General features: G+C 61.7%; 23 protein-coding genes. 4 read left to right on the forward strand and 19 right to left on the reverse strand.

Translation table 11 applies throughout. From position 1 onward, the window contains the following. Window positions 1–945, reverse strand: a complete 945-nt coding sequence (locus tag O3300_RS23190) for a GlxA family transcriptional regulator (protein ID WP_099666215.1) — start codon at window positions 943–945, stop codon at window positions 1–3. Between the two features lie 131 nt (window positions 946–1,076). Here O3300_RS23190 and O3300_RS23195 point away from each other — a divergent pair, with 131 nt between their 5' ends. The 3 genes from O3300_RS23195 (at window position 1,077) to O3300_RS23205 (ending at window position 2,981) form a co-directional block, all read left to right on the forward strand. Next, the gene (locus tag O3300_RS23195) at window positions 1,077–1,511 is read left to right on the forward strand and encodes a MarR family transcriptional regulator (protein ID WP_180278670.1); all 435 of its coding nucleotides are present in this window, start codon (window positions 1,077–1,079) and stop codon (window positions 1,509–1,511) included. 45 nt (window positions 1,512–1,556) lie between these two features. After that, the gene (locus tag O3300_RS23200; protein ID WP_070220679.1) at window positions 1,557–1,841 is read left to right on the forward strand and encodes a hypothetical protein; all 285 of its coding nucleotides are present in this window, start codon (window positions 1,557–1,559) and stop codon (window positions 1,839–1,841) included. 291 nt (window positions 1,842–2,132) lie between these two features. Next, on the forward strand, window positions 2,133–2,981 hold the full coding sequence (locus tag O3300_RS23205) for an HDOD domain-containing protein (protein WP_046684532.1): 849 nt from the start codon (window positions 2,133–2,135) through the stop codon (window positions 2,979–2,981). A 382-nt stretch (window positions 2,982–3,363) separates the two neighbouring features. Here the strand turns inward: O3300_RS23205 and O3300_RS23210 are convergent, their stop codons facing one another. From O3300_RS23210 to queA, 12 genes are all read right to left on the reverse strand, one after another. Further along, window positions 3,364–3,477, reverse strand: a complete 114-nt coding sequence (locus tag O3300_RS23210) for a class IIb bacteriocin, lactobin A/cerein 7B family (RefSeq protein ID WP_143451431.1) — start codon at window positions 3,475–3,477, stop codon at window positions 3,364–3,366. A gap of 429 nt (window positions 3,478–3,906) precedes the next feature. Next, window positions 3,907–6,042 (reverse strand): peptidase domain-containing ABC transporter, encoded by a 2,136-nt coding sequence (locus O3300_RS23215; protein ID WP_305054234.1) that lies wholly within the window; start codon window positions 6,040–6,042, stop codon window positions 3,907–3,909. A gap of 39 nt (window positions 6,043–6,081) precedes the next feature. Further along, on the reverse strand, window positions 6,082–7,389 hold the full coding sequence (locus tag O3300_RS23220; protein ID WP_305054235.1) for an HlyD family secretion protein: 1,308 nt from the start codon (window positions 7,387–7,389) through the stop codon (window positions 6,082–6,084). Between the two features lie 557 nt (window positions 7,390–7,946). Beyond that, window positions 7,947–8,111, reverse strand: a complete 165-nt coding sequence (locus O3300_RS23225) for a hypothetical protein (protein ID WP_305054236.1) — start codon at window positions 8,109–8,111, stop codon at window positions 7,947–7,949. A 196-nt stretch (window positions 8,112–8,307) separates the two neighbouring features. Next, a complete protein-coding gene (locus O3300_RS23230) occupies window positions 8,308–8,934 on the reverse strand; it encodes a glutathione S-transferase family protein (protein ID WP_305054237.1) in 627 nt (208 codons plus the stop codon). Window positions 8,935–9,024: 90 nt separating this feature from the next. After that, window positions 9,025–9,726: a YafY family protein gene (locus O3300_RS23235; protein ID WP_180278668.1), complete on the reverse strand. Its 702-nt coding sequence runs from the start codon at window positions 9,724–9,726 to the stop codon at window positions 9,025–9,027. After that, the gene (locus tag O3300_RS23240) at window positions 9,723–10,472 is read right to left on the reverse strand and encodes a hypothetical protein (protein ID WP_305054238.1); all 750 of its coding nucleotides are present in this window, start codon (window positions 10,470–10,472) and stop codon (window positions 9,723–9,725) included. The genes O3300_RS23235 and O3300_RS23240 overlap by 4 nt, the downstream gene beginning before the upstream one ends. A 74-nt stretch (window positions 10,473–10,546) precedes the next feature. Then, window positions 10,547–11,569: a protein translocase subunit SecF gene (secF, locus tag O3300_RS23245; RefSeq protein ID WP_099666210.1), complete on the reverse strand. Its 1,023-nt coding sequence runs from the start codon at window positions 11,567–11,569 to the stop codon at window positions 10,547–10,549. Window positions 11,570–11,659: 90 nt separating this feature from the next. Continuing rightward, complete coding sequence (gene secD, locus O3300_RS23250) at window positions 11,660–13,525, reverse strand: protein translocase subunit SecD (RefSeq protein WP_099666209.1); 1,866 nt, start codon at window positions 13,523–13,525, stop codon at window positions 11,660–11,662. Between the two features lie 97 nt (window positions 13,526–13,622). Then, entirely contained in the window at window positions 13,623–13,955 is a 333-nt protein-coding gene (gene yajC / locus O3300_RS23255; protein WP_077408845.1) for a preprotein translocase subunit YajC, read from the reverse strand. Window positions 13,956–14,151: 196 nt separating this feature from the next. Further along, entirely contained in the window at window positions 14,152–15,291 is a 1,140-nt protein-coding gene (tgt, locus tag O3300_RS23260; RefSeq protein ID WP_077408846.1) for a tRNA guanosine(34) transglycosylase Tgt, read from the reverse strand. A gap of 1 nt (window position 15,292) precedes the next feature. Then, window positions 15,293–16,348, reverse strand: a complete 1,056-nt coding sequence (gene queA, locus O3300_RS23265) for a tRNA preQ1(34) S-adenosylmethionine ribosyltransferase-isomerase QueA (RefSeq protein ID WP_289900595.1) — start codon at window positions 16,346–16,348, stop codon at window positions 15,293–15,295. 177 nt (window positions 16,349–16,525) lie between these two features. Here queA and recG point away from each other — a divergent pair, with 177 nt between their 5' ends. Then, on the forward strand, window positions 16,526–18,628 hold the full coding sequence (recG, locus tag O3300_RS23270) for an ATP-dependent DNA helicase RecG (protein ID WP_305054239.1): 2,103 nt from the start codon (window positions 16,526–16,528) through the stop codon (window positions 18,626–18,628). A gap of 7 nt (window positions 18,629–18,635) precedes the next feature. Here recG and O3300_RS23275 read toward each other — a convergent pair whose 3' ends face one another. The 6 genes from O3300_RS23275 to O3300_RS23300 form a co-directional block, all read right to left on the reverse strand. Next, complete coding sequence (locus O3300_RS23275; RefSeq protein WP_255206293.1) at window positions 18,636–18,761, reverse strand: hypothetical protein; 126 nt, start codon at window positions 18,759–18,761, stop codon at window positions 18,636–18,638. Next, on the reverse strand, window positions 18,761–19,975 hold the full coding sequence (locus O3300_RS23280) for an MFS transporter (protein WP_305054240.1): 1,215 nt from the start codon (window positions 19,973–19,975) through the stop codon (window positions 18,761–18,763). The genes O3300_RS23275 and O3300_RS23280 overlap by 1 nt, the downstream gene beginning before the upstream one ends. 11 nt (window positions 19,976–19,986) lie before the next feature. Further along, window positions 19,987–20,976, reverse strand: coding sequence for a Gfo/Idh/MocA family protein (locus O3300_RS23285; protein WP_305054241.1), 990 nt, complete (start codon window positions 20,974–20,976; stop codon window positions 19,987–19,989). A gap of 1 nt (window position 20,977) precedes the next feature. Then, window positions 20,978–21,796, reverse strand: coding sequence for a DUF3025 domain-containing protein (locus tag O3300_RS23290; protein ID WP_305054242.1), 819 nt, complete (start codon window positions 21,794–21,796; stop codon window positions 20,978–20,980). A 7-nt stretch (window positions 21,797–21,803) separates the two neighbouring features. Then, the gene (gene pyrC, locus O3300_RS23295; RefSeq protein WP_099666203.1) at window positions 21,804–22,856 is read right to left on the reverse strand and encodes a dihydroorotase; all 1,053 of its coding nucleotides are present in this window, start codon (window positions 22,854–22,856) and stop codon (window positions 21,804–21,806) included. A 151-nt stretch (window positions 22,857–23,007) separates the two neighbouring features. Next, window positions 23,008–24,456 carry an amidohydrolase family protein gene (locus tag O3300_RS23300; protein ID WP_305054243.1) on the reverse strand — a complete coding sequence of 483 codons (1,449 nt, stop codon included), beginning with the start codon at window positions 24,454–24,456 and terminating at the stop codon, window positions 23,008–23,010. Window positions 24,457–24,459: the final 3 nt, after the last annotated feature.

Raw genomic sequence — 24,459 nt, forward strand, 5'->3', positions numbered from 1 at the left:
CTAGGCCGGCGGCATCAGCTTGCGTTGCCGCTCTTCGCGGGGGGTATTGCCAAACAGGGTACCGAAAGCCGTGGAAAAGTGCGAACCGGAGGAAAAGCCGCACATCAGGCCAACTTGCACGATGGAATAATGTGTATCAAGCAATAATTGCCGCGAGCGCTGCAGGCGCAGCTCCAGGTAGTAGCGCGACGGCAGGCTGCCCAGGTATTGCTTGAACAGGCGCTCGAGCTGGCGCCGCGACAGGCCCACCAGGCTGGCGATGTCGTCGGTCGACAGCGGTTCTTCGATATTGGCCTCCATCAAGGTCACCGCTTCGGACAATTTCGGCTGCAGCACGCCGAAGCGCGCCTGCAGGGCCACGCGCTGGCGCTCTTCCTTGCCGCGCACCTTGTCCACGCACAACGCCTCCTTGACGAGCGCCTGCACGTCGGCACCAAAGATGGTCTCGATCAGGGTCAGCGAAAAGTCAATGCTGGCCGCGCCGCCGCAGCAGGTAACGTGCGGACCGTCGATATCGAACAAATGCGGCGTCAAAATGGCCCTTTCGGCCTTCGCTTCCGCATCGGCATACAAGGCCCAGGGCAAGGCGATGCGCACGCCATCCATGACGCCCGCGTCGGCCAGCCACAGCACGGCAGCGCCCACGCCGCCCCAGAATGGCGCCGAGCGGCAGCGTTCGATCACGGCCCGGCACAGCTCGACGCGCAGCGGCGCCTCCGTTTCATCGGCCACCAGCAGTGCGATATGCCAGTTGCCGCCCTGCGCGGCCACCTGTTCCGGCGTGCGCACGTCCAGCTGCAGGGCTTCCGGTCCCAGCGCCCGCGCGCACAGGCGCAGCGGCTGCACCAGGCCTGCCCAGGTAATCGACTCGGCATCGCCGGCATGGACCAGCAGCAAACGCAGCGGTTTGTCGAGGCCGATACGGGAAAGATTAGCGAAGGACATCGGCGAGGCGGGCCAGGGGCAAGGACTGAGTTGCCCACATGATACCGGACTTCCGCCCCATCGAGCCCCTCATGCAAGGGCACATCCTGGCGCGGCGGAAAAAAGCGGGGCGGAAGGATATAATCCCCCCCATGGGTGAACGATATTTAAAAAGTATCCGGCTGCTGGCCGAATGCATGCAAGGCTTCGAGCGGTTTTCTGGCGACTTCGTGCGCCAGTACGGCTTGACGCATGCGCAATTCGACATCATCGCCACGCTCGGCAACACCTGTGGCATGTCCTACAAGGAACTGGGCCAGAAAACCCTGATCACCAAGGGTACCTTGACGGGCGTGGTGGACCGGCTGGAACAAAAGGGGCTGGTGATCCGCGAACGTTGTCCACGCGACAAGCGTTCCTATTACGTGCGCCTGAGCTGCGAGGGCGAACACGTGTTCCATGACGTGTTCCCCAAACTGACAAAACAGGGGCAGCGCCTGTTCGACGGCTATACCGAAGACGATTTCATGCGGTTGGAAACCACCCTGGCGGGCTTGAAGCACGCCATCGCCAACGGCCACGGCTGACCATACACCAAGCACAGACATTCAAACAAGACAAAGGAAACCAAGTTGAAAACCACACTGCTCGAAGGCAAAAAGCCCGCTCATTTCGATAAACACATCATCGGCAACCTGCTGCTCAACGCCAGCACGCCGGAACTGGTGCGCCAGGAAAAACTGATCATCGGCGTGCGCAACGAAGACGGCGAAATCTACCGCCTGATCGGCGCCACCAAGCACAACAGCTTCATGAACGCCGTCGAGGAATTGTTCGACCTGGGCCTGACGGATGAACTGGAAGACAGCGACGAGCTGGTTGAAGGCTGTGACGCCATCTTCAGCGAAGCTCTGTAGTAGCGCTGAACAGGACCTGCTGCGCGGTGCGCTTTGCGGCCGGCGATGCTCACCGGCTCGGCGCCCCCGTACTAAAGTACGGTTGCGCTTCTCGGCCACAAATCCCATCCGCTCGCGATGGTCCTGTCCAGCGCCGTGACGAACGCTGTCGTTAGAAAAAAGGCATGCCACCGATACAGGGGCATGCCTTTTTTCGCTTCCGGGGCATTTGCTTGCCTTTTGCCAAGCTGTTTGCGAAAAGATCACGGTTAAAAAGTTCCGTACGGAAATATTGCGAGTATAATTTTTTCAATGAACAGACTCGACGCCTTTAAAAGCATCGCCGCACAAGCCGCTCGTGGCGAGCTGACCTTTCCTGCCAATGTGGACGCTTCGCTCAAGCTGCAAGAGGCGCTGGCCGATCCCGACTGCCATATCGAGGCCGCCGCCAAGCTGGTGCAGGCTGACCCGCTGCTGGCCGCGCGCACGGTGGCCATCGCCAATTCCGTGGCGTTCAACCGGTCCGGCAATGAAATCACCAGCGTGCGCAACGCCGTGCAACGGCTCGGCGTGCGTACCCTGCAGTCGGTGGTGGCATCGCTGATCGTGCGCCAGCTGGGCAGCACCATCACTGATCCCGTGCTGCAAGCGAAGGCCAACCAGTTGTGGGAGCATACGGCCCACGTGGCGGCCCTGTCGCAGGTACTGGCCCGCCGCGTCACCAAGGTGGACCCCGATACGGCCCTGTTTGCCGGCATCATGCATGAAGTGGGCGGGTTTTATCTGCTGTCGCGCGCGGCCGAATTCCCCGGCATCCTCGACGGCGAACCGGAAGACTGGGTCGAACATGGCGAACAAGCGATCGGCCATGGCGTCCTGACTAAACTGAAGGTGCCGGAAGCGGTGATGGGCGCCATCGATGCGCTGTGGGAAGGCTTGCGCGCCATCCCGCCCGAATCGCTGGGCGATACCCTGCTGCTGGCGAATGACCTGGCGCCCGTCTCGTCGCCCCTCAACGAAAGCCCGGCCGCCATCGCCGTGCGCGCCGCCCGCGCCGCGCGCAGCATCGATTGCCTGATCGGCGACGATGCGACCTTGTCGAGCATCATGGAAGAATCGGACGATGAAGTGCAGTCGCTGCTGAAGGTGCTCGTGCACTAGGCATGGTTCAGCGGGCATGGCGGATGCCTGCCGGCTGAGTTCCTGCCCCATCTGGCTGCCCATACTTGGCTCATGCAGCTCACGGGCATAGCCTTATTTCTCGCGCTCACGGTAGACGCCTGCTCATTGAACGTATCGACGCCTGGCGCATCTCATTGCTTCATGAGGGATGCATGACTCTGGCAATGCGTCATCTACCACATCACATTTTTACAAGATTACCAAACCAGCTCTTGGCATCGTTAATTCTTGGTGGCTTATCTGATATTGAATATAAAAATCCGAACCATAGATAAACCATAGCCTATGGATAACATGTAACTTATTGGATAGAAAATTCTCTATTCAAGGGATCCATACTTGAATCCCTTGAAAAAACCAATTAATCGAGTATCATTTTTGCAACAGCGAATACAACACAAACAACTGCCAATGCAGCAAGAGGACCCAAGCCACCAGATACAGCTTCAACTTCACTGATATTCATTTCTTGCATGATTCTATTTCCTTTTGTCTAAGGTTATATGCCATGGAAGTATTCTCAAGGCAGAATAATAGTAGCATAAAAAGAATATTTTTAAGCAATGATGAAAAAATATTTAACTTTTCTTTTTTAAATATAATCTAGAAAGTAGAATATAAAATTGGAGGATATTGGCCACTCAATCCTCATTGGAAATTTTTTAATTAGACATATTGACCAAGACTTTCATCGATCCCACCCAGCAGGCCATGCTGAAGTGGCTGCGCACCTGGCATCCTGAAAAATAGCCATCAATCTCAATGAATATGTTATTTTTTCAATAAAAAATTCACGTTGCAAGCAAGACACACAACAAATACATCAGTTTCATCCCAATACATAGCGTAAGCTGTACTTGACTATAATGGAATGCCAGTCCCATGTTTTATCCGGCAGCGTACGCTATGCAGCTTCTTGAACCTGTTGCATCACATCCTGAACGATTACTCCTTGCTGTAATATCACCACCCGCTGCGCCATGGCGATGGTTTCCGGGCGGTGTGCAACGATCACGCGCGTGAGCTGGATTTTCTGGATCGCGGCATTGACAGCTTGCTCGTTCCACACGTCCAGATGGCTGGTCGCTTCGTCGAGCACCAGCAGCTTTGGATTCTTATACAGGGCGCGCGCCAGCAGGATGCGCTGTTTCTGGCCACCGGACAGGCCGCTGCCAATGTCGCCCACCAGGGTATTGAATGCCATCGGCATGGCGGCGATTTCCGCATGCACGGCGGCCAGGTGCGCGCAGACCTGGATTTGCTGGTCGTTCGGCGACGGGGAAAAAAAGCTGATGTTGTCGGCGATCGAGCCGGCAAACAAGGTGTCTTCCTGCATGACCGTGCCCAGCAATTGCCGGTAGTTCGTCAAGCCCAGGCTGCCCAGCTGGATGCCGCCGATGAGGATTTCGCCTTCCGTCGGTTCCAGCAAACCCAGCAACAACTTCATGAGCGTCGTCTTGCCGCAGCCGGACGGGCCCGTGACGGCGATGCACTGGCCGGCGGGAATGCTCAGATTGAGGCCGCTCAAGACATTCGGTTCGCTGGCGGCATAGCGGAAGGTGAGGTTGCGGATCTCGATCGATGGCGAGATATCGTCCATGTCGACCTCGACGTCGCTGCCATCGGTTTCCGCATCGGTCAGGACGATGTCGGCCACGCGCTCGCCATGCAGGCGCAGCATGCGCAGCTCAAATAATTTATCGACCAGGCTGGCCATGCGCTGGCTGAACTGGTCCTTGTAGCTGATGAACGCGAACAGCATGCCCACCGAGAAGCGGTTGTCCAGCACGGCCAGCGCCGCCATCCAGATGACGATCACCCGCTCGGCGCTGAACAGCAAAGTATTGGCCGTCTGGTAAGACACGGACAGCTTGGCGATGCGCAGGTCGGCATTGAACTGGTCGGCCAGCGCGTTGGTCCAGCTGGCGCGGCGCTCCGCGGCGCGGCCGAACAGGCGGATGCTCTGGATGCCGCGCACGGATTCCAGGAAGTGCGTCTGCTGCCGGGCTGCATGGATGATCTGTTCGGCCGTCGCTTCGCGCATGGCCTTGAACAAGATCCAGCGCAGCAACACATACAGCAGCACGGCGATGCAGGCCACGCCCGCCAGCAGCGGGCTGTAGACCAGCATCATGCCCAGGGTGGCCAGCACCAGCACGCCATCGATGGCGCCCTCGACAAATTGCGTCGTCAGGCTACGCTGCATGGTCTGGATGGAATTGAAGCGAGAAACGATGTCGCCCGTGTGGCGCTTCTCGAAATACGGCAGCGGCAACTTGAGCAGATGGGCAAAGGCATTCCCCAGCCATTGCAGATTCAAATTCGTGGCCAGCACCGTGGTGATCCAGGAACGCACGGCGCCGATGGCCGTCTGCACCAGCACCAGCAACAGGAAGCCGCAACCGAGCACGGTGATCAGGTCGCGGTCGGCGGCCAGCAAGGCCTCATCGACCAGCCATTGCATGTAGAACGGCGCCACCAGCGCGCATACCTGCAAGGCCAGGCCCAGCACCAGCAATTGCAGCAAGCCGCGCTTCAGGCCCACCACGCGCCCCATCAGCGAGAGCAGGGAAAACTGCTGCTTTTCCTCGGCCTTCTTGAACTCGGCGGTGGGCGTCAGCTCCAGCGCCACGCCCGTAAAATGTTTCGCCACTTCCGCCAGCGGCAGGCGGCGCTCGCCCACGGCCGGGTCGTGGATCACCACATGGCTGCCGGAGACGGACTTGAGCACGACAAAATGGTTCAAATCCCAATGCAGGATGGCGGGCAGTTTCAGCTCGGGCAAATGCTGCATGTCGAGTTTTAAGGGGCGCGTATGCAGGGCTAGGCCCTGCGCCATCGCCATCAGCCCTTTTAAAGTCACGCCTTTCAATGACACGGAAAAGCGCCGGCGCATGCTGGAAATGTCGGTCTGGTGGCCCCAGTAGCTGGCCACCATGGACAAACAGGCCAGGCCGCATTCGGCCGCTTCCGTTTGCAGCAGGACGGGCAGGCGCTGGCTGCGCCAGAAGGACAGGTGGGCGAGATCAGGAAAATGCATGCGGCGCAGACGTAAAAAGTGAAAAGAGAGCGGGTGGGCTTACAGGCGCCCGGAAATGCTGAACAGGGGTTCGAGCACCCATTCAAACAGGCGGCGCTGTTCCAGCAGCACGCTGGCATCGACCAGCATGCCCGACTTCAGGGGCAGGGTTTCGCCATACGCCTGCACGCTCTGGCGCTGCAAGCTCAAGCGGATGCGGTACAAGGGTTCGCCATTCGTGCCGCTGACGGCGCCCGGCACCGCCAGCTCTTCGGGTCGCAGCGAGGTGCTGGCCACTTCGCGCACCAGCGCCGGATACTGGCCGAATTTCTGGTACGGATACGCCTGGTAGCGCAGCAACACCGTCATGCCCGGCTTGATGAAGCCGACCGAGCGCGACGGCGCGTAGATTTCCGCCTCCAGCTGGGCGCCTTGCGGCAGCACGGAGGCGAGCACGCTGTTGGCCGCCACGGTTTGCCCCAGTTCGGTGGTGATGGCCGTGACCATGCCATCCTGCGCCGCGCGCACGAGGATTTCGCGGCGCGCCTCGTTCTCCGTCAAATCTTGCTCGATGGCGGAGACATTGCGCTGCAAGCCTTCCGTATCGCGCTGGGCTTGCACCTGCAAGTCGCGCACGTCCGCTTCCGTGGTGGCCAGGTCGCGCTGGCTGGCCGACTTGATGCGCTGCAATTCCGCCAGGCGCTGGTGCTGGTCCAGCAGCTCGGCTTGCTTATCCTGCAGTTGCGCTGACGAAATGTAATGGGTGGCGTGCAGGTCGCCGTAGCGCTGGTAGGACTGTTCCGCCAAGGTAATGCGGCGTTGCTGTAGCGTGATCTGGTCGTCCATGCGGGCGATTTCCGCCGCCAGGTCGCTGGCACGGCGCTGTCCCGCCGCCATGCGCTGGCGCGATTGCAGGTGCGACTGCTGCAATTCCGCGTCATAGCTGTCGCGCCGGCTTTTCAGCAGGGTCGAGACAACTTGCTGGGGCGCCCCCGCATTGGCGCTGCTGCGCTCGCCCGACAGCACGAACAGCACTTCGCCCGCGCGCACGGCCTGCCCTTCCTTGACGCGCACCCCGGCGATGACGCCCGCCTGGCCCGGCATGACGCGGATCACGCCGCTGGTCGGCAGCAGCACGCCCTGCGACTGCGCCTTGCGCGTGGTGCTGAAGAAGATGAAGAAAGCGACGATGGCTAGCGCGATAGCGAGGAACAGCCAGGTCAGGAATACATGGCTGACGGGCCGCGCCAGCAATACGGTGCCGTATTGTTTATTGCCCAGATGCTCGATGGCTTGCTGGCGGAACAGTTGCTGGACTGGCTGGACGGGGCTGGTCTCGATAGCCGGGGCGCTGGGTTGATCACGCAAGATGATTTGCTTTTCGAAAAATAGTTTTAATCAGCCAAAACTGAACCTTGTTATGCAAGAGTGCTGCACTTTACAAATCAGACCGTGACCTCGCATTCCAAAACCATCTGCCCCTGTCTTTCAGAATGCAATACGATGATTATTTTCATTGGCATAAAATATTAAAATTTATCAAAATGAAATCCAAAAATCAAGAAAGTTCTCATGCATAAGCAAACCATATCTTTTTAAAAAAATATGCGAAAAATATCCTGATTTTCAGGCCATTTGAAATTTACCTCTTTTTCATGTCACGAAAAACATCTTTGAAAATTTGACAATCAAAAGAAAATTCTACATTAATCCCACCAAAGAAATCTATCGAATTATCACAGAATGGTAAATTTAAAAATCACCAGGATTTTATTTTAAATACTTCACCAGGTTCAAAAATGACTTCCGTTTCGAATTGGGTAATTGCGCATCCCTGCATGGCTGCGCCCGGACCATCCCCCTGGTCCGGGAAAAAATCAAGAATGGGACGATGTGGTGCCATCGCTGCTGAAGGTGCTCGTCCATCAAACAGCAGGCTTCTTGCCCGCTGGCGGTGCTGCTGCCGGCTTGACCGTGTCGACGATCAGCACATGCTTGTCCATGGCCTTCATTCCCTGCTTTTGCTGGACGACTTGCGTGGCAACCGCCTTGGTACTCAACAGGGGTTTCGGGTGGCGTGGCATGAACATGGCGTACCTGCTGGCAGTGGGAGAGGCCCCACATGTGCAGCAAGTATCAAATTATCAAGCCACCCTCAAACACCGGACAAAAAAAACCCGCTCGAAAGCGGGTAAAGTCCAAAGCTAGGGATGTCCTGAAAGAGACAGCCCTATCTTATGCCGTGCGCCGCGCCAGCTCCGTGCGCTGGCACACTTAGCGCGCAGATTATCCCGGCGATAGCTGCACGTCCGTTTCCTGCCAGGCGCGCAGCTGCCGCACGCGGGCAAACCACGTCTGGATATGCTGGTACTGCGCCAGCGGTAGCCGCACGGCCTCGCTGTACATGAGCGGCGCGGCCACGGCGAAATCGGCCAGGGTCACGTCTTCTCCGCTGAGCCAGCCGCGTCCCGCCAGATGCGCATCCAGCACCACGGCGCATTCATGCAGATCGCGCTCGCCGCGCGCCTCCTCCAGCGGATCCGCCGGACCATTGCCCGTCATGCCCTTCCAGGCGCGTTCCCAGGCCAGCACGCTGATGGCGGGCGCGAAGTGCTGCACGGCCCAGAACAGCCACCGGTTGACGTCGGCGCGGGCTTGCGGCGCCTGCGGATAAATCGTCTGGCCCGGCATCTGCTCGGCCAGGTATTGCATGATGGCGCACGATTCCCACAGCAGGAAAGCGCCATCGGCCAGCACGGGGACCTTGCCGTTCGGGTTCAGCTCGGACAGACGGCGGCGGTCATCCGCATTCATCAGGTCGACTTCCGCCAGTTCCAGCGGCAGGCCGAGGTGGATCGCCGTCATCAGGGCACGGCGGGCATTCGAGGACATGGGGTGGTGGTACAGGCGCATGGCAGATGGCTCCGGTGAGTGAAGAAGCCACCATCGTAGTCGCCGTCACTGACAGTTTTTGTCAGGAGCGGATGTCAGGATTCCGGGGCGCTAGCTTTCCGGATCAATCTCGTGCGCCTTGCGCCAGGCATCCAGCAGCACATGGCGCCGCGTGGGATAGCGTTCGTCATGCTGCTGCACGCTGGCGATGCGGTCGATGCGGAAATGCCGGTAATCGCCGCGCAGCTCGCACCACGCGGCCAGCAGGCGCTTGCCTTCGAAAAACGCCAGGGCAAACGGCCACACCGTGCGCGAGGTGGCGCTGCCATGCTCATCCTGGTAGCCCAGGGTGAGCTTCTGTTCGTAGCGGATGGCCTCGCGCACGGGCTGCACGTAGCGGTCGGCCGGCTGCGTGCCATCGGCGGGGCGCCCCAGCGGCACCCACAAGCTGGTCTCGGCCATGCTGTCGCGCAAGTCGCGCGGCGAGGCGGCCGCGATCTTGGCCAGGGCATTGCTGGCCGCCTGCGCCAGGCCGGCATCGCCCTGCCGGCGCACCCAGCGCGCGCCCAGCACCAGCGCCTCCAGTTCATCGGCGCCAAACATCAGCGGCGGCAAGAAGGCGCCACGGCGCAGCACATAACCGATGCCGGCCTCGCCCTGCAGGGGGGCGCCCAATTCGGCCAGGGTCTGGATATCGCGATAAATCGTGCGCTCGGAAACGCCCAGCTGCTGCGCCAGCTGGGCCGCCGTGACGGGCACGCGCCTGGCGCGCATGGCGTCCATCAGCAGGAACAGGCGGCCGCTGCGGCTCATGGACAGGCCTGCAAAGCCTGGTCGCCCATGACCAGGGCCGACAGGGCCGGCACGTACAGATAGCCGTCGGACGCCAGGCGCGCCGCGCGCGTCCCCTCTTGCACGCCGGCGATGCCGTAGCAGCGCTGCAGCCGGGCGGCGGCTGGCCACCAGTAGACGGCCGCCTCCTGGTCGGGAAAGCGCTGGCGCACGCTCTCGGCCTGCGCCGCCACTTGCCGGAAATCGCGGTAAAAGGCGGGCGCAATGCCCAGCTCCGCGGCAAACGCCGTTTCCAGCGCTGCCGTCTCTGCCAATTGGGCCGCCAGCGCCGCCGTTTCACGGTCAAGCGCATCGGCAGGCACGCCCGCCTCGATCAGGCTGCGGCGCATGCGCTCCGGGCCGGCCTGCGCGCGCAGGAACGCCGATTCCTGCAGCGCCAGCACGGCGCCGGCGGGGATGTGCATATGGCGCGCGGCCGGGAAGACGTACAGGGCGCAGCTGCCCGCGCAGACGGTGTCGATGGTGAGACGCCATTGCTGCTGACGCAGATAGCGGCCCAGTTGCATCGCCACCTGCGGGTCGCCTGCATCGCTATTGACGCGCAACAGCGTGGTGCCTGGCGCTGCCAACCCTTGCAGCTTGGCCACGTCGCCCGCGGCGATCGGGCCGCGCATGGCGATGCTATCGCTGCCAGTGCGGCTGAAATCGGCGGCGCCGGCCAGCGCCGTCACGCCCGCCATCAAACCTACCCATAAAAAACGCTTCATCGTCATCCGCCATAAAAAAAACGACCACCGCAAACGGTGATCGTTCTTCATTCGACCTGCAAAAAAACCTGCGCTTACACCACGGCGCCGTCGGTTTCGTCTTTTTCCTTGACCGGCTTGATCAAGTCTTCGCGCTTGACGCCCAGCCACATGGCGATCGAGGCCGCGACGAACACGGAGGAGTAAATACCGAAGCAGATACCGATGGTCAGCGCCAGCGCGAAGTGGTGCAGGGTCTGGCCGCCGAAGACCAGCATCGACAGCACCATCATCTGGGTCGAACCGTGGGTGATGATGGTACGCGAAATGGTGCTGGTGATCGCGTTGTCGATCACTTCATGCACGGAAGCCTTGCGCTGCTTGCGGAAGTTTTCGCGGATACGGTCAAAGATCACCACCGATTCGTTGACGGAATAACCGAGCACCGCCAGGATGGCCGCCAGCACCGTCAGCGAGAATTCCCACTGGAAGAAGGCAAAGAAGCCCAGGATGATGACCACGTCATGCAAGTTGGCGATAATCGCCGACACGGCGTATTTCCATTCGAAGCGCACGGCCAGGTAGATCATCACAAACACGACAACCATCACCAGCGCGTTCAAGCCGTTCTGCGTCAGTTCCTCGCCCACTTGCGGGCCGACGAATTCGACTTTCTGCAGCACCAGCGCTTCGTTGCCGGCAGGGTCCACGCAGGCGGTCTTGATGACGTGCTCGCCCTTGTCGGTGACGGTATCGATGCCCTTGGTCGTGCCTTGCTCGGCCTTGCACAGCGTTTCAAACACGCGCTGCGAGGTATTCGCGGCAGTCACGCCCTTTTCCACCGGCAGGCGTATCATCACGTCGCGCGCCGTATCGAAGCTGGTCACGCCCGGCTCTTCATAGCCGAGGCCGATCAGGGTGCCGCGTATGCCTTCAAGGTTGGCCGCTTTCGGGTATTTGACCTCCATCAGGGTGCCGCCCTTGAATTCCACGGACAGGTGCAAGCCCTTGTGGAACAAGAAGAAGACGGCGGCAATGAAGGTCACGGCCGAAATGACGTTGAAAATCAACGCATGGCGCATGAAGGGAATATCTTTTTTGATCCGGAAAAATTCCATGAAATCCTCTGAGTTCTATTCTGTGCGTCCGGCGGCTGGGCCGCAGGACGCTATCGCTGTTGACGCTATTCGGTAAGTCGGAACCCTGGCTTATTTGCTGGTGCCCGGTACCCAGACCGTGCCGATCGACAAGGTCGTCAGCTTTTTCTTGCGGCCATACCAGAGGTTGACCACGCCGCGCGAGACGAAAACGGAGGAGAACATCGAGGTCAGGATCCCCAGGCAATGTACGACGGCAAAGCCGCGCACCGGGCCGCTGCCGAAGGCCAGCAGCGCCAGGCCGACGATCAGGGTGGTCACGTTCGAATCGAGAATCGTGGCCCAGGCGCGGTCGAAGCCGGCGGCGATCGCCGCTTGCGGCGTATTGCCGGCGCGCAGCTCTTCGCGGATACGTTCATTGATCAGCACGTTGGCGTCAATCGCCATGCCCAGCGCCAGCGCGATAGCGGCAATACCTGGCAAGGTCAGCGTCACCTGTATCATCGACAGCAAGCCGACCAGCAGCAGCAGGTTGGTGGCCAAGGCCAGTACGCTGAAGGCGCCGAACAGCATGTAGTAGGCGATCATGAAGATGGCGATGGCAATGAAGCCGTACAGGGTCGAGTGGAAGCCCTTAGCGATGTTTTCCGCGCCCAGCTGCGGTCCGATCGTGCGTTCTTCGATGACGGTCATCGGTGCGGATAGAGCGCCCGAGCGCAACAGCAGCGCCAGTTCATTCGCGTTTTCCGCGCCGCCCATGCCGGTGATCTGGAAGCGCGAACCGAGTTCCTGCTGGATGGTCGCAACCGACAGCACTTCCGGCTTGCCTTTTTCAAACAGCACGATGGCCATGCGCTTGCCGACGCGCTCGCGCGTCGCTTCGCGCATCTTGCGTCCGCCGTCGCCATTCAGGTCGATCGACACGGCCGCTTGCTGATTCTGGTCGAAGCTGGCCGTGGCGCTGGAGATATAGTCGCCCGTCAGGATCACGTCTTTCGCCAGCACGACAGGGACGCCCTTGCCGACGGTGAACAGTTCCGAGTTGAACGGGATGGCGCTCGACAGTTCGGTGCCAGGCACGATGGTTTCATCGACCAGGCGCACTTCCAGAGTCGCCGTGCGGCCGATGATGGCCTTCGCGCGGGCCACGTCCTGCACACCAGGCAATTGCACCACGATGCGGTCAGGACCTTGCTGCTGGATCAGCGGCTCGGCCACGCCCAGCTCGTTGACGCGCTTGGACAAGGTGGAGATATTCTGTTTTACGCCTTCGTCGATGGTTGCCTTCAGGGCCGCCGGTTTCAGGGTGATGTTCAGTTTCAAATCGCTGCCTTCGCCCGCATCGGCGAACGCCAGTTCCGTCATCTGGTCGGACAGGACATTTTTTGCCTTCAGGCGCGTCTCGGCGTCACGGAAGTTGATTTGCACGCTGTCGCCCACGCGCTCGATGCCGGCGTGGCGTATATTTTTGTCACGCAACACGCTGCGCGCGGCGGACTGGACGCCCTGGACTTTCTTGTTCAGCACGGCTTTCGCATCGACCTGCATCAGGAAGTGCACGCCACCGCGCAAATCCAGGCCCAGGAACATGGGCAAGGCATGCAATTTTTGCATCCACATCGGTGTATTGGCTTGCAGGTTGACCGTCACGATGAACGCGGGATCGGTGGAATCGGGGTTCAGATCCTTTTCCAGCACCAGTTTTGCCTTGAACTGGGTATCGGGATCGGCAAAACGCACGCGCACGGAGGCGAGATTGCCGGCGCCATCCATGGTGACACCTTCCGACTTGACGTTCTCTTTCGTCAATATTTGCTCGACTTGCGTCATCAGCTCGCCCGTCACTTTGACGGTCGACTTGCCGCTGGTTACTTGCAGCGCCGGTGACTCACCGAAATAGTTGGGCGCCGTATAGAGTGCGCCCAGCAATAAGGCGACGACGATGATGATGTATTTCCAGGCAGGATAGCGATTCATAGTGATTCAGCGTTCAGTGTTGAGCGTCGGAGGCGTCGCGAGGGGCGGCCGATAGCCGCCCCGGATCTATCATTGCCAAGGCAATGACAGCGAGGAATTACAGCGCCTTCAGGGTGCCTTTAGGCAGCAAGGTGGTGATGGAACTCTTTTGCACCGTGATTTCGGTGCCGGCCGCCACTTCGATGGTGACGTAAGCGTCCACTACCTTGGAAACACGGCCCAGCATGCCGCCGGCGGTGACGACTTCGTCACCCTTGGCCAGCGCGTCCATCATCGCCCGTTGTTCTTTGGCGCGTTTTTGCTGTGGGCGGATCATCAGGAAATACATGACCACGAACATCAATACCAGCGGCAGGAAGCTGGTCAGGTTGCCGCCGAGGCCCAGGGCTTCGGTTGGGGCTTGCGCATAAGCGTTGGAAATGAAAAACACGGTGACTCCAGTTCTAATCAGTTTGAAAAAATAGCGCTGTATTCTAGCATTGGCTATACGTCATAACCCGAATTGCAGGCATGGCAACTTTAAATGGGGCTAAAAAAGCATTATGCAATGCTTTATCGCCCCAGTCCAAGCACCAATACACAAAACTTCCGGCCATGCCGCAGCCAGGGCTCAAGCTAAGCTTTTCTTAAGTTCCGCGTGCGCGTTCCGCATGGAATTGCAGGGTAAACGCGTGGAAACGGTCTTCGTCCAGCGCCTCGCGCATCTGGCGCATCAAGTCCAGGTAGTAATGCAGGTTGTGGATGGTGTTCAGGCGCGCGCCGAGGATTTCCTTGGACCGGTGCAAATGGTGCAGGTACGCGCGCGAAAAATTGCGGCAAGCGTAGCAGCTGCAGGTCTCGTCCAGCGGCGCCTGGTCTTCCTTGTACTTGGCGTTCTTGATCTTGATGTCGCCAAAACGGGTAAACAGCCAGCCATTGCGGGCGTTACGCGTCGGCATGACGCAGTCGAACATGTCGATGCCGTTCGACACGCCCGCCACCAGGTCTTCCGGCGTACCCACGCCCATCAGATAATGCGGCTTGTTGGCCGGCAAGCGCGGACCCACGTGGGCCAGCATGCGCATCATGTCTTCCTTCGGCTCGCCGACGGACAGGCCGCCGATGGCGATACCGGGGAAATCGATCTCTTCCAGCTTGGCCAGCGACTCGTCGCGCAGCATTTCGAACATGCCGCCCTGCACGATGCCAAACAGCGCATTCGGGTTTTCGCCGCGGTGGAATTCATCCTTCGAGCGCTGCGCCCAGCGCAGCGACATGCGCATGGACTTGGCCGCTTCCTCGATGGTGGCCGGACGGCCCTGGATTTCGTACGGCGTGCATTCGTCGAACTGCATGACGATGTCGGAATTCAAGACGCGCTGCACCTGCATCGACACTTCCGGCGAGAGGAACAATTTATCGCCATTGATGGGCGAATTGAAATGCACGCCCTCTTCCGTGATCTTGCGCATGGCGCCCAGCGAAAACACCTGGAAGCCGCCCGAATCCGTCAGGATCGGCTTGTTCCAGCCCATGAAACCGTGCAAGCCGCCGAATTTCTCCATGACGGTGTTGCCTGGACGCAACCACAGGTGAAACGTGTTACCCAGGATGATCTGCGCGTCGATCTCGTTGAGTTCCAGCGGCGACATGGCCTTCACGGAACCGTAAGTGCCCACTGGCATGAAGATCGGCGTCTGCACGATGCCATGGTTGAGTTTCAAGGTGCCGCGGCGTGCCTTGGTCAGGCCGCTCGTGTCGGTCTTGAGTAGTTTAAATTCCAGCATGTCAGTCTTTCACGGGAGTATCAAGGTTCAGCGCAGCGCGCGATTGCGTGGTGAGCAGCATCGCGTCGCCATAGCTGAAGAAACGGTAATTCTGCGCGATCGCATGCGCGTAGGCGCTGCGGATCGGCTCATAACCGGCAAAGGCCGACACCAGCATCAGCAGGGTCGATTTCGGCAAATGGAAGTTGGTGATCAGGCGCGTTACCGTTTTAAATGCATAGCCGGGCGTGATGAACAGGGCCGTATCGGCGCTGCCCGCCACCAGCTGGCCGCTTTGCGAGGCCGATTCCAGCGCGCGCAGGCTGGTCGTGCCGACGGCCACCACGTCGCGCCCGGCAAGTTGGGCGGCGCGCACGGCGTCGACGGTTTCCTGCGGCATGGTGTACCACTCGGTATGCATCTTGTGTTCGGCCAGCACCTCCGTGCGCACGGGCTGGAAGGTGCCGGCGCCCACGTGCAGGGTCACATAGGCAAAGTTGACGCCCTTCGCTTTCAGCTGGTCGAGCAGGGCCTGGTCGAAATGCAGGCCGGCCGTCGGTGCCGCCACGGCGCCGGGCACCTTGTTGAACACGGTCTGGTAGCGCGTTTCGTCAAATTCGTCCGCATCGTGCTCGATATAGGGCGGCAGCGGCAAACGGCCATGCGCCTCGATCAGCTCGAACACGTCGGCGTCGAAGTGCAGCGTAAAAAATTCGCCGGCGCGCTGGCCGACGGTCACGTCGAAGGCATCGGCCAGGCGGATGCGGCAGCCGGGCGGCGGCGACTTCGAGGCGCGCACCTGGGCCAGCACGGTGCGGTCGTCCAGCACGCGCTCGACGAGCGCCTCAATCTTGCCGCCGCTTTCCTTGACGCCGAAGAAGCGCGCTTTGAGCACGCGCGTATCGTTCATCACCAGCAGGTCGCCCGCCTGCAACAGCCCGACGATATCGGCAAAGCTGCGGTCAACCAGGGCGTCGCCGTCCAGATGCAACAGGCGCGAGGCGCTGCGCTCGGCCAACGGAGTTTGCGCAATGTTTTCTTGCGGCAAATTAAAATCGAAATCGGAAAGCGAATACATGCGTTTTGCTTCAAAAGTACGTCAAAAATGATTAGGAGTGCGCAATGGAACATCTGGCACTATACTGTGCGCCTATACAGGTATTACAATAATCCGCCGCAACAACTACGACTGCGGTACGCACAGGGTGTGCCGGACAACCCTCTATTTTACGCTAGCGGCACCAAAACCTTGCATATGTCCGATCCAAAGCCCGATCTTCCTCCCGCAGCCAAACCCGCCGCGAAGCCGAAAGCCGCCAAAAAAGTGGTCAGCACGGAAAGCCGGCTGGCCAAACTGGGCTTGCGCACGGATATGGACCTGGTGCTGCACCTGCCGATGCGCTACGAGGACGAAACCAAGGTCTACACGATACGCGACGCCTGCCTGCGCGGCGGCGAGTCGTGGCAAGTCGAGGGCGTCGTCACCAAGTGCGAAGTCAATTTCAAGCCGCGCAAGCAATTGCTGGTGACGATCGCCGATGAAACGGGCAATTTGTTGCTGCGCTTCATGAATTTTTATGGCAGCCAGGTCAAGCAACTGGCCGAAGGCACGCGGGTACGCGCGCGCGCCGAACTCAAACACGGCTTTTTCGGCGCCGAGATGGTGCACCCGACGTATAAGGTGGTCAACGAAGGCGCGCCGCTGCCCACGGCCCTGACGCCCGTGTACCCGTCCGGCGAAGGCCTGTCGCAGCACGTGCTGCGGCGCGAAATCGCCGACGCCATGCGCCGCATCGACTGGCAAGACACCTTGCCGGAGCAGCTGCTGCGCGACATGCAGCTGTCGCCGTTCCGCGCCGCCGTGCACCTGCTGCACTATCCGCCGCAGGATATCGATGAAAGCGCGCTGATGGACCGCTCGCACCCGGCCTGGGTGCGCATGAAGTTCGATGAACTGCTGGCGCAGCAGCTGTCGCTGAAACGCGCCCAGCGCGCGCGCCGCTCGAAAGGCGCCGCCTCGCTGCCCGTCGTCGGGACTTTATCGAAGGCCTTCGGCGCCGCCCTGCCCTTCAAGCTGACGGGTGCGCAGGCGCGCGTGCTCGAGGAAATCCGCGCCGACCTGCGCCAGCCGTATCCGATGCAGCGCCTGCTGCAAGGCGACGTCGGCAGCGGCAAGACGGTCGTCGCCGCCCTGTCGGCCACGCAAGCCATCGACAGCGGCTACCAGGCCGCGCTGATGGCGCCCACGGAGATTCTGGCGGAGCAGCACTTCCGCAAGATCGCCGCCTGGATGGAGCCGCTGGGCGTGAAGGTGGCCTGGCTGACGGGCAGCCTGAAGAAAAAAGAAAAGACGGCGGCGCTGGCCCTGATCGAATCGGGCGAAGCGCAGCTGGTGATCGGCACGCATGCGCTGATCCAGGACAATGTGCTGTTTGCCAAACTGGGCCTGGTGATCGTCGACGAGCAGCACCGCTTCGGCGTGGGCCAGCGCCTGACCCTGCGCAACAAGGGCGACAGCGCAGCCGTGCCGCACCAGCTGATGATGTCGGCCACGCCGATTCCGCGCACCCTGGCCATGACGTATTACGCCGACCTGGAAGTGTCGGTGATCGACGAGCTGCCGCCGGGCCGCAGTCCCATCGTCACGCGCGCCATCGACCAGAACCGCCGCGACGAAGTCATCGCCCGCGTGTATGCGGCCGCGCTGGAAGGCCGGCAGGTGTACTGGGTCTGCCCGCTGATCGAGGAATCGGAAGCGCTGCAGCTGCAAACGGCCACCGACACCTACATGATGCTGGCCGAAGCCCTGCCCGCGCTGCAGGTGGGCCTCGTGCACGGCCGCCTGAAGCCGGCGGAAAAGCAGGAAGTGATGGATGCCTTCATCGCCGGGCATATCCACGTGCTGGTGGCCACCACCGTCATCGAGGTGGGCGTCGACGTGCCGAACGCCTCGCTGATGGTGATCGAGCATGCCGAGCGCTTCGGTTTGTCGCAGCTGCACCAGCTGCGCGGGCGCGTGGGGCGAGGATCGGCGGCCAGCGTCTGCCTGCTGCTGTACCAGGGCCCCCTGGGCGGCGTGGCGCGCCAGCGCTTGATGACCATGCGCGAAACGACGGACGGTTTTGAAATTGCCCGCCGCGACCTGGAAATCCGCGGCCCCGGCGAATTCCTCGGCGCGCGCCAGTCCGGCCAGGCCATGCTGCGCTTCGCCGACCTGGAAACGGATCAATGGCTGGTCGACCAGGCGCGCGACGTGGCGCACGACCTGCTGCACGCCACCACGACGGCCGCCGCGACCACCGTGGAAGCGCACCTAGCCCGCTGGCTGGGCGGCAAAGAGGAATTCCTGAAAGTCTAGGAGCGCCCTACATGCACATCCAGAAGCGGTTCGCCAGGTCCAGCATGAAATCGGGACGCAGATAGGCCAGGAAGACGAGAGCCAGCAGCGCGGCGCCAGCCAGGCGCCATAGCCAGGTGCGCCAGCTGGCCATTACGCGGCCACCGCCACGCGCTTGACGGCGCGCTCGTCAATGGGCAGGTTGATCAGCGCGGCCAGCAGGCCCAGGCCGATGGTGATCATCCACACGATGTGGTAACTGCCCTGGTGCTCGTACAGATAGCCGCCCAGCCACGCGCCAAGGAAACTGCCCACCTGGTGCGAGAAGAACACCATCCCCGCCAGCATCGACAGATGCTTCACGCCGAAGATGCCGGCGATGATGCCGTTCGTCAGCGGCACGGTCGACAGCCACAGCACACCCATGCCGGCGGCGAACAGGTACACGGACCACGCCGACAAAGGCGCCAGCAGGAACACGGTGATGACCACGGCGCGCGTCACGTAGATGGCCGACAGCAGGTAGCGCTTGGCGATCTTGCCACCGAGTTTGCCCGCATAGTAGGAGCCGACGATGTTGAACAGGCCGATCAGCGCCAGTGCCGTGACGGCGATATTCGGATTCATCAGGCCCTGGTCCTTCAGGTAGGCCGGCAAGTGCACGCCGATGAACACCAGCTGGAAGCCGCAGACGAAATACCCTGCCAGCAGCAGCCAGAACGAACGGCTGGCGATGGCTTCGCTGAAGGCAGCGCCCACGCTTTGCTGCGGGCCGCTGGCGTGCGACACGGGCGGCTCGCGCAAGTAGAAGGCCATCGGGATCATGGCCAGCAGTACCAGCGCGGCCAGCACATAAAAGGCGTTTTGCCAGCCCACGGCGGAAATCAGTTGCTGCTCGACTGGCATCATCAGGAACTGGCCGAACGAGCCGGCCGCCGACGAGATGCCGAAGGCCCACGAGCGCTGCTCGGGCGGCGCGCTGCGGCCGATGATGCCGCTGATGGCGCCAAAGGCAGTGCAGGCCAGCGCCAGGCCGATGAAGCTGCCGGAACCGACGATGAACAGCGTGGGCTGCGTCACGAGCGCCATCCACACCAGGCCCGCCATGTAGCTGATGGCGCCGACGATGACGACGCGCATGGTGCCGAAACGGTCGGCCGCCATGCCGGCGAACGGGCCGAAGACGCCCCACATCAGGTTTTGCATGGCCAGCGCCAGCGAATACGTTTCGCGCGTCCAGCCATTCGCTTGCGAGATCGGCTGCATCCAGAAACCCAGGCCATGGCGCACGCCCATCGCCAGGGTCAGCACGACGCCGCTGGCGATGAGGACGGTTTTCAGGCTGGGACGGGATGGGTGCAATGTCATGGGGTTCCTGTTCACGCCTGGTCGGCTCGGTACACGAGGCCGATCTGGCCACGCATGGTGTCAAGGTTGTGCATCAGCGCCACGCTGTCCGCATGCGGCATGACGGGACTTTCCAGCAAGCCGGCGCGGATGCATCGCATCGCTTCGATCGCCTCGTGCGCGTAGCCATTGCCCAGATGGGGCGCGGCGACGACACGGCGCTCGCCATCCATCGTTTCGACGATCAGGTGGTCGGGTTTGTAAAAACGGTTGGGCAGCCGAATCCGGCCCAGGCAGCCGGAAATGGTCATTTCCGTCGGCGTCTGCGCGCGCAGGCTGCAGGCGCAGGACGAGGTGCCCCCGCCCGCGTGCCGCAGCGAGAACACGACCTGCTCATCGACGCCTGTGGCGCCCATCTCGGCCAGCGCCTGTACCTGCGATACGGGGCCGAGGAAGAAGGCCGCCATCGACAGCGGATAAATGCCCACGTCGAGCAGCGCGCCGCCGCCGAGTTCGGGATTGAACATGCGGTGCTCGGGCGGGAAATTGGCGACAAAGCCGATGTCGGCCTGTACCTGCTGCAGCACACCGATTTCGCCGCTGGCGATGATGCGCTGCGCTTCCTGCACGGCGGGCAGAAAACGGCTCCACATGGCTTCCATCAAAAACAGTTTTTTGTCGCGCGCCAGGTCGACCACGGCCTGCGCTTCGCGCGCATTCATGGTGAACGGTTTTTCGCACACGACGTGCTTGCCGGCGGCCAGGCACAGCATGGCATTTTCAGCATGCAGGGTGTGCGGCGTGGCGATATAGATCACATCCACATCCGGATCCATGGCCAGCGCCTGGTAGGAACCATGGCAACGCTCGATGCCGAATTCGGTGCCGAAGGCCTGCGCGCCGGCAGCACTGCGCGAAGCTACCGCCACCAGTTGCGCACCGGGTGCATCGCGCAAGCCATTGGCCATCGCGCGGGCGATCTTGCCGGTGCCGAGGATGCCCCAGCGGACGGTATTTTCCATGCTATTGCTCTCTTTCTGCGCCAGCCACCTTGCGCTTCGGGCGGAACACCGCCGCGTCATTGTAAAAATCGTCGTCCTGGCCCTCGCACCAGCCGGGCAAACCGAGCACGGGCAGCGGCGTGAAGTCCGCCGTGGTGAGGCCTTGCTGCGCCAGGTCCTGCGCCACCCGCTCGTCGAGCCAGGCGCGGCGTGCCGCATCATCGAGCGCAAAGTAGGCATCGCCGGCAAAGATCACGCGCGTATGCGCCGTGATGGCCTTGCGCGGCGCCACCAGTTTCTCCATCAGCGCGTGGCCGAACAGCCAGACCTCGGCGTCGCCGCCCGCGTCAAACCTGTCGCGCTGCGCAATGAACGCACTACGCCATTCATGCCCGCGCAACGCCGCATCCAGCGCGCGCCCCGCATCGCTGTCGCGCAGCACCAGCAAGGCGGAATTTTCGTCAAAAATCGTCGCGCCGTCGCGTGCGGGACCACGCGATTTTCCCACGCCAGACAGGGCGATCTGCGCCGCCTGCAGCGCGTTCAATTGCCGCTTGATGCGCGGGAAGGTGAGCCACACGAGCGCGTTGAAAAAATCGTGCAGATTGTCGCGCGTGGGCACGCCGCCCGTCGCGCCGATGAACTCCTCGTAGGCGACGCCATCGGGCAGGTCCGCTTGCGGCACGAAAGCCAGCGGCAGGCCGGAGGGATTGCGCAAGTCCAGCGCCCGTGCCCGGCCGTTCAGCGCGGCGATCACCGTGTCGCGCTGCAAGTCCAGCTGCCGTCGCGCCGGCAGCACCGTGGCAAACCAGGGACGGGTCCAGTCTATCGATGGCAGCATGGAGTAATTACACCATTTTCCAGTTAATCTGCTCGCCCGCATTGAGCGGAATCACATGGCTGTCGCCCAGTGGCAGCGAAGCCGGCAAGGTCCAGCTTTCGCGTTTCAGGGTGATGGTGTCCGTGTTGCGCGGCACGCCGTAGAAGGCGGGGCCGTGGAAGCTGGCGAACGCTTCCAGCTTGTCGAGCGCGCCGGCCCGTTCGAACGCTTCGGCATACATTTCCATCGCGTGCAGGGCCGTGTAGCAACCGGCGCAGCCGCAGGCCATTTCCTTGGCGCCTTGCGCATGCGGTGCCGAGTCGGTGCCGAGGAAGAAGCGCTCGTCGCCGCTGGCGGCCGCCGTCATCAGCGCCAAGCGGTGCTCTTCGCGCTTGAGGATCGGCAGGCAGTAGTAATGGGGACGGATGCCGCCCTTGAAAATCTCGTTGCGGTTGTACAGCAAATGGTGCGCCGTGATGGTGGCGGCGATGGGACCTTCCGCTTCGGCCACGTACTGCGCCGCATCCTTGGTGGTGATGTGTTCGAACACGACGGACAGGGCCGGGAAGGCGCTGCGCAGCGGACGCATCACGCGCTCGATGAAGACGGCTTCGCGGTCGAAAATATCGATTTCCGGATCCGTCACTTCGCCGTGCACGAGGAAGGGCATGCCCACTTCCTGCATCACTTCGAGCACCTTGTAGCAATTTTTCAAATCCGTCACGCCCAGGTCGGAATTCGTCGTGGCGCCGGCCGGATACAATTTGACAGCCTGCACGATGCCGCTATCCTGCGCGCGGCGGATTTCGTCGGGCGAGGTGTTGTTCGTCAGGTACAGCACCATCAGCGGATCGAAGTTCACGCCTTGCGGCACGGCGGCCAGGATGCGCTCGCGATAAGCGGCGGCATCGGCCGTGGTGGTGACGGGCGGCTTCAGGTTCGGCATGACGATGGCACGGCCGAACTGGCGCGCGCTGTGCGGCAGCACGCTGGCCATGACTGCGCCGTCGCGCAGGTGCAAATGCCAGTCATCCGGACGGGTGATGGTGATGGAAGCGGGGGTGTGATCGAGTGTGGACATGGCGGCTGCTCTCAGGCGGTCATTGCGGATAGCGCCATTTTACCAGCCACGGGGCCGACCCGCCGGCCAGGATCACCTGTATGCGCGGCCTCCCGGACGACAAAACGGCCGGTATGCGCCGGCCGTTTTCAATATCAAGAGTACACGCGAATCAGGATTTGGCCTGCGGCTCTTCCTGCTTCGCCACCCAGGCGCGGATATCGGCCAGCATCCGGTCCAGCGCGGCGCGGTCGTACACCCGACCACGACTGACCACCAGGCGGATCTGGCGCGTGGCGCCGATGTCCTGCAGCGGATTCGCGTCGAGCACCAGCAGATCGGCCGCCTTGCCCGCCGCCACGCTGCCATAGCGATCCAGCTTGCCCAGGAAGCGGGGACCGTTGATGACGGCAGACTGCAAGGCCTGCTGCGGCGTCAAGCCATACTGCACGTACAGGCCGATTTCATCGTGCAAGGCCTGGCCCGGGTAGTCGAAGGAATTCAAAAAGCCCGCATCCGTGCCGGCGATGATGCTCACGCCCTGCTGCTGCAAGATCGGCAGCAGCTTTGCCGATTGCTCGAACTGCGTGTGGCGCTGGGCGATGGCTTCCGGGCCATCCTTGGCGGCGCGCTGCACGCGCCAGTCGTAGGTGGCGCGCAAGCCCTTGCCGATGTATTGCAGGGCCGGATCGTGCGTGTGGTCTTCGCGGTCCAGGTAAGCCGTCACGCGCGAACCCCACAGGGTAGGCACGATGGCCGTGCCGCGCGCGGCCAGGTAGCTGAAGGCCTTGCGCGCCGTCGGCTCGTCGTAGCTTCGCACGCTTGCGTGCATGGCTTCCTTGCCCGTCATCGCGCCGGCGGCCACCTTGTCCGTCAGTTCCTGCTCGCGCGGCGTGGTGGCGCGCAGCAAATACGATTGATGTTCGATCGTGCCCAGGCCCGCATCGGCCATCTGCTCCAATGTGAGCTGCACAGGGATATGGCCCGAGGTGCGCATGCCCCGTTCGCGCGCCTGGCGTAGCGCTTCCAGGTACAACTCAGGCTTCAGCGTGTTTTCCGTGATCTTCACGAAGTCCACTTGCTGCGCCTGCAGGCCGTCGAGCGCGCGCGTGACTTCCTGCGGCGTGCCCACTTCGATGGTGCCCTTCCACAACGGCTTGATGCCTTCGAGCTTGGCGCCCGACGTGAAGATGGTCGGCCCTTGCAACTGACCTGCGTTGATCTGCCGGCGCCATGCCAGCACCGTGTCGGGCAAGTCGCCCGAGCAGTCGCGCACCGTGGTGATGCCGTGCGCCAGGTACAGGGGCAGCAACTGCTTGTTCTCGTCGATCAGCTCGGGGCCGCCGCCAAAGTGCACATGCGTGTCCCACAGGCCCGGCATCAGGTATTTGCCGGGCAGGCGGATGGTCTGCTTCGGCGCGTAGCTGCGCAACTGCGCGTCGTCGACGACGGCGACGATGCTGTCACCCTTGAGCAGCACGGTCTTGCCGTTGACGGCGCGACCGCCAGCAACGTCGATCAGGGTGGCGTCGCGCAGGGCGATGTCAACGGCGATCTTGTCGGCCGCGTGGGCATGGGCGAGCAGGCCCAGCGCCAGCATGGCGCCGGCTATTTGTTTCATGAC

The sequence above is a fragment of the Janthinobacterium sp. SUN206 genome, from assembly GCF_030587305.1.
In the GTDB taxonomy this organism is placed as follows: domain Bacteria; phylum Pseudomonadota; class Gammaproteobacteria; order Burkholderiales; family Burkholderiaceae_D; genus Janthinobacterium; species Janthinobacterium kumbetense.